Source organism: uncultured Fibrobacter sp., from assembly GCF_947166265.1.
In the GTDB taxonomy this organism is placed as follows: Bacteria; Fibrobacterota; Fibrobacteria; order Fibrobacterales; family Fibrobacteraceae; genus Fibrobacter.
The window spans coordinates 1-5,441 of sequence record NZ_CAMVDO010000076.1 but is presented as its reverse complement, the minus strand read 5'-3'; the positions used below and the strand labels follow the sequence as shown (position 1 = coordinate 5,441).

At 48.4% G+C, this 5,441-nt stretch carries 7 protein-coding genes and 1 pseudogene; all 8 read left to right on the top strand.

What is annotated here, in order from left to right:
- The first annotated feature begins 323 nt into the window (after nt 1–323).
- Complete coding sequence (locus tag Q0W37_RS15150; protein ID WP_297702381.1) at nt 324–449, top strand: hypothetical protein; 126 nt, start codon at nt 324–326, stop codon at nt 447–449.
- A gap of 187 nt (nt 450–636) precedes the next feature.
- Nucleotides 637–1,206, top strand: coding sequence for a sugar O-acetyltransferase (locus Q0W37_RS15145; RefSeq protein WP_014546369.1), 570 nt, complete (start codon nt 637–639; stop codon nt 1,204–1,206).
- A 269-nt stretch (nt 1,207–1,475) separates the two neighbouring features.
- Entirely contained in the window at nt 1,476–1,880 is a 405-nt protein-coding gene (locus Q0W37_RS15140; RefSeq protein WP_297702380.1) for a helix-turn-helix domain-containing protein, read from the top strand.
- 59 nt (nt 1,881–1,939) lie between these two features.
- The gene (locus tag Q0W37_RS15135; protein ID WP_297702379.1) at nt 1,940–2,815 is read left to right on the top strand and encodes a radical SAM protein; all 876 of its coding nucleotides are present in this window, start codon (nt 1,940–1,942) and stop codon (nt 2,813–2,815) included.
- Between the two features lies 1 nt (nt 2,816).
- Entirely contained in the window at nt 2,817–3,470 is a 654-nt protein-coding gene (locus Q0W37_RS15130) for a flavodoxin family protein (RefSeq protein WP_297702378.1), read from the top strand.
- 142 nt (nt 3,471–3,612) lie between these two features.
- Nucleotides 3,613–4,128, top strand: coding sequence for a hypothetical protein (locus Q0W37_RS15125; protein WP_297702377.1), 516 nt, complete (start codon nt 3,613–3,615; stop codon nt 4,126–4,128).
- 2 nt (nt 4,129–4,130) lie between these two features.
- Complete coding sequence (locus Q0W37_RS15120; protein WP_297702376.1) at nt 4,131–4,994, top strand: nucleotidyl transferase AbiEii/AbiGii toxin family protein; 864 nt, start codon at nt 4,131–4,133, stop codon at nt 4,992–4,994.
- A 209-nt stretch (nt 4,995–5,203) separates the two neighbouring features.
- Nucleotides 5,204–5,441 (top strand): annotated as a pseudogene (locus tag Q0W37_RS15115) (phosphate starvation-inducible protein PhoH); the annotation flags it as partial.

Here is a 5,441-nt window from a genome sequence, read left to right as displayed (position 1 = left end):
CCGCACCCATACCAAGCATCGTCATAATCGTCCCTAGTTTCATGGTTTGTTCCTTATAAATTTACGCTTTTAATATAAATAATTGCGCAAGCCCCGCAAAATACCATTTTTTCATGCTCAGTATGCGCGAAACGCATAGTGAAGCCTGCCAAGGGGATTGTTTCCCCTAGAAGATGTTATACATGACTGTTTAGGCAATCAAGCACCGCACTTTTGTAAACAATTTTGCCTATGAAACTGCGGAAATAAACATTGAAGTAAAACATCTTCAACCTTTAAAATTCTATCAAAATGATGAAGTTGTCGTTGATTTGGAGTAAAATATGAAAAGATGGATTCAAAAGGGAACATCTTTTTCTGTAAAAAGGTATTTGTCAGATGAATGCTTCTATAGCCTTCTTTTGGACTTTGCCTTTGAGTTCGGCGACTTGCCTTTTATCGCCAATTAGTATATATTCGTTATTGGAGGTCTATTATGCGAGTGATTTCACAAGAATTCAAGCAGATGCTGAAAGATAGTGATGTGTTGTATTTGCAGACGGCGGGTATCACATACAAAAGTAACTAAAATTACAAAATCTTGAATATAATCGACTAGTAATAGACTAAGACAAATCGGGATTTGTGGAGGGAATGATGGAAAATTGCAGGAAAACTGAACGAGAAAGAATGACAAATGGAGAATCTTTTTTTACAAATGACCCGCAGCTCATGGAGGATAAGAAAAACGCTCGTATCCTCTGTTCTCGTTTTAATAGTTCTCCGGAAGATGAGTCCTTAAGAAAAGCATTGTTAAAACAACTATTCGGGCACTGCGGGGAGAGGATAGCCATCAAGCCCCCGTTCCATTGTGATTACGGATATAACATCTTTGCGGGCGATGACTTGTTCATAAACTTTGACTGCGTGTTCCTGGATGCAGCTCCGATTCGGATTGGAGAACATTGTATGATCGGACCTAAAACCTGTATATATGCAATCGGTCATCCGTTGGACGCAGAATCAAGAAGAGAAAAGATTGGTATCCCTAAGCCGGTCACCATTGGCGATAATGTCTGGATCGGCGGTGGAGTCACGATTCTTCCGGGTGTATCCATAGGAGATGGCACGGTAATCGCTGCTGCTTCTGTAGTAACTAAATCTTTTCCTGATCATGTGGTGATTGCAGGAAACCCAGCAAAAATCATAAAGAATATTGAAGAATAACTTCCAGTTTTTGGAGGAGAACATGCGCATAGATTTCAATGAGATTGAAGCACCGCACCCATACCAAGCATCGTCATAATCGTCCCTAGTTTCATGGTTTGTTCCTTATAAATTTACGCTTTTAATATAAATAATTGCGCAAGCCCCGCAAAATACCATTTTTTCATGCTCAGTATGCGCGAAACGCATAGTGAAAACGACGCATCACGACCTTTTGGGCGTTCCCCGCCCGTTCCTGGAATTTACAAAAGTGTTATATTTCTACTGAAATGCCCGAAAGTCCAGACAACATCGAAAAAATCATAGGCGAAATCACGGTCAAGGATTCCAAGACGCTCTGCCGTGAGGTGATGTCCATCGGCGACACCATGGACGTCCTGCGCAGCAAATGGACCGTCGAGATTCTCACGGCAATCCTCTGCGGGAACACCCGTTTCAAGGACATCCTCGCCTCCATCCACGGACTCAGCGAAAAAGTCCTGACCATGCGGCTGCGGCAAATGCAAGAAGACAAGCTGCTCGAAAAGTTCGAGTGTTACGGCTACCCGCCCCGCGTCGAATACCGCGTGACCGAGCACGGCAAAAAGCTCTACATCATCGTTTACCGCATGTCAGAATGGGGCGTAGAACACCGGCGAATCATATTGGGCGGCCACTTACCAAACGGTAAGTAACGATACGGAATTTCACAAAAGAGCATATCTTATAACCGACAAGAAAAAAGGAAAAAGATATGCATTTTACCGAACCCGTTTACAGGAACCCCTACTGGCCCACGTGGCCCCTCATCCAGATTACGCAGGGCTGCACCCACAACAGCTGCAAGTTCTGCACCATGTACAAGGACGTATCCTTCCGCATGCAGCCCATGGACCTGCTGGAAGAAGACCTGCGCGAACTCCGTGCCGACGATCCCCATGCAAAGACCATCCAGTTGCTGAGCGCAAACCCGCTGGCCCCCACCTACGACAGGCTCATGCCCCGGCTGGAACTCATCAAAAAGTACCTGCCCGAACTGGAGCACATGTACACGGCTACACGTGTTTCGGACTTAAAAAACAAGACCGTGGAGCAGTTGCGCAACCTGCGCGATATCGGCGTGAACGAGATTTCGCTTGGCGTAGAAAGCGGCGACGCGTGGACACTGAAACGCATCAACAAGGGCTACGCCCCCGAAGATATTCTGGAGCAATGCCGCAAGCTGGAAGAGGCCGGAATCCACTACTGGGTCACCTTCCTGAACGGCGTGGCGGGCCGCGAGCACAGCGAAGATCACGCTATCCACACGGCAGAAATTTTCAACCAGTTGAAGCCCATGCTGGTAGGCACCGGCGGACTCACACTGTTCCCCGGGACGCCGCTCCTGGAAGAAGCCCGCCGCGGGGAATTCACGCCGCTTACGGAACGCGAGCTGATGCAGGAACTGAAACTTTTCCTGGAGCGCCTGACCTGCGACTGCGAACTCAATACGCACCACACGTCGTCCATGAATTTGAGCGGACCGTTCCTTGCCCGCAAAAAAGAAATTCTAGATTCACTGCAATACGGCATCGACCATTTCGACATGGACAAGCTGACCAAAATCCGCAACAAGAAAAGGACCCTGTAATATGATCAAGGCAATGTTTATCAACGGAAGCCCCCGAAAGAACGGCAACACGGCCAAACTTTTGAACCGCGCCATGGAAGGTGCGAAAGACGCTGGTGCCGAGGTGGAAATGGTAAACCTTTACGACCGCGACCTGGTTTACAAAGGCTGCATGAGCTGCTTCGCCTGCAAGGTCAAGGGTGGCCGCAAGGGCGTGTGCTCTTTCAAGGACGGCTTACGGCCCATTCTCGAAAGGGCCGTAGAAGCCGACGTGTTGGTATGCGGTTCGCCGGTCTATTGCGGGTACCCTACCGCCGGACTGCGCGCCTTTACTGAAAGGCTCGTCTTCCCGGCCGTAAACTATTCGAACTATATGCAGCCCGTGGTGAACAAGCCCAAACGCTCGGCATCCATTTTCACCATGAACTGCCCCGATATGTCAATCTACAAGGAGAACGCCTACGACATCTTGATGGATGCAGGCGCAAAGAACCTTGGAATATTCGGCCCGACCGAAATCCTTTACTCCTTTGACACCTACCAGTTCCACGATTACGCCAAATACGATGCGGCTCAATTCGACGAAGCCCACAAGGCGCAAATACGGGAAACACAATTCCCCAAGGATCTGGAAAAAGCCTACGAACTCGGCAAGAGACTATGTGGCGAAGGGTAATCTATTAAGCAAAAGAAAAAACACGAAAAATACTTGATTTTCTCCAGTTAATATATTATTTTTATAGTTATTGGAGAAAATCGTGATAAGAACCGTATCAGAAATTCTTTCAGACCTTGGTCAAAAATACAGGCAGCCCCAAATGAAGTTGCGTCAAATGACCCTGCGCGGCGAAATAACGCAAGTTATCCGCGGGCTGTACGAGACCGACAAGAACACCCCGGGCGAAGCCCTTGCAGGGGCGATTTACGGCCCATCGTATCTTTCCTTCGATTATGCCCTTTCAAGGCACGGGCTCATTCCCGAAGCCGTGCATCTCTTCACTTCCGCATCGTTCAAGAAGAACAAGACCAAACTGTACAAGACGCCCTTCGGCGAGTTTTCGTATTCCGATGTCCCGCCCGACGTCTTTCCGCACGGAGTCAACATCGAAAACGCAGAAGACAGGCCCTACGCAATGGCCACCTGTGAAAAGGCACTTTGCGACAAGCTCTACAAGGAGCACCCGATTGCCAGCAAGCGCGCCATGGAAACGTTCCTGTTCGAAAACTTACGCATCGAAGTCGGTGATTTTCGGAACCTGGATTTCGACTTCATCGAAAAGGTTGCCCCCTTGTACAGAAAGAAGAATCTACAAATACTGTCCAAGATGAGGTAGGCATGACTCACGTACTTGATTCAATGCTTGCGAAATATAATTGCAAAAACGTTTCGGACTACAGGAACGCCCTCAAGGAAATCTCGCAGGAAGTCGCCCTGTGCGGACTTTCACGTGGAGGGTTCTTTGACAAGGCCGCCTTCTATGGCGGCACGGCGCTCCGCATATTCTATGGGCTGGACCGTTTTTCGGAGGACCTGGACTTTTCATTGATCAAGCCAGACGAAGGTTTCGAGCTTTCACGTTATTTTGGCGTGCTTGAAGAAGAGCTCTACTCTGTCGGCCTGGAAATGTCTGTCGAAGCGAAAAGCAAACCGCACGGATCTCCGGTGCAGTCGGCCTTTCTCAAGGGCAACACGCTCAAGCACTTGCTTAAAATTGTTCCCGCAAAGCACTCTCCCTTGCCCGTTCCCGGGAACGAAATCCTGAAAATCAAATTCGAGGTGGACACGAATCCGCCAGAGTCAGCCACCTACGAAAGCAAGTATCGGCTGCTGCCATCGCCTTTCATGGTCCGACTCTACGACAGGCCCTCGCTTTTTGCGGGCAAACTCCACGCGTTACTTTGTCGCGGATGGAAAAGCAGGGTCAAGGGTCGCGATTTCTACGACTTTGTATGGTATATCTCGCAGAACACGGGCGTAAACTTGCCGCACCTGCAAAAAAGAATGGAACAGACCGGGCACTGGAAAAGTGCGGACACCTTGACTTTTGATGGACTCAAGGATCTACTAAAGGAACGTTTCCACTCCGTCGATTTCGAGGAGGCGAAAAGGGATGTCCGCCCGTTCATTGCCGACAGCGACAAACTGAATCTCTGGAGCGAGAACTTTTTCTGCGCCATCACCGAAGAATGGAAACAATAAGCCAGTTCCGCCCATAAGGCGCAATCAGCCTACTTCACCCACTTGTCGACTTCTTTTTGGGCCTTTATAACTTACTACACCGCAAAAAGTAAAATCTGTGTAAAGCGGCGTAAAGCCTTTGTAAAGTCCTAATAAAACCTTTGGAAAACTTCATTCCATCGCCTTGCGTATTGTCGCAAGGCTTTTTAGTTTGTCGCCTAGGAGATTTTATGACTACGTTTTATATCATCCTTGTGGCAATGCTGCTTCTGCTCGCCTTGATGGACTTGTTCGTGGGTGTCAGTAACGATGCCGTGAATTTCTTGAGTTCTGCTGTCGGGAGCAAGGCCTTTAAATACAAAACACTGATGTTTTTTGCTGCAGCAGGAGTCTTTTGTGGCGCCACATTCAGTAGTGGCATGATGGATATCGCACGGCATGGCATTTATACGCCCCAGTATTACACCT

Coding starts and splice junctions, on each gene's coding strand:
- Q0W37_RS15135 (WP_297702379.1), top strand. CDS start 1,940: ATGCATTTTACCGAACCCGTTTACAGGAACCCCTACTGGCCCACGTGG.
- Q0W37_RS15125 (WP_297702377.1), top strand. CDS start 3,613: ATGAAGTTGCGTCAAATGACCCTGCGCGGCGAAATAACGCAAGTTATC.
- Q0W37_RS15140 (WP_297702380.1), top strand. CDS start 1,476: ATGCCCGAAAGTCCAGACAACATCGAAAAAATCATAGGCGAAATCACG.
- Q0W37_RS15145 (WP_014546369.1), top strand. CDS start 637: ATGGAAAATTGCAGGAAAACTGAACGAGAAAGAATGACAAATGGAGAA.
- Q0W37_RS15130 (WP_297702378.1), top strand. CDS start 2,817: ATGATCAAGGCAATGTTTATCAACGGAAGCCCCCGAAAGAACGGCAAC.
- Q0W37_RS15150 (WP_297702381.1), top strand. CDS start 324: ATGAAAAGATGGATTCAAAAGGGAACATCTTTTTCTGTAAAAAGGTAT.
- Q0W37_RS15120 (WP_297702376.1), top strand. CDS start 4,131: ATGACTCACGTACTTGATTCAATGCTTGCGAAATATAATTGCAAAAAC.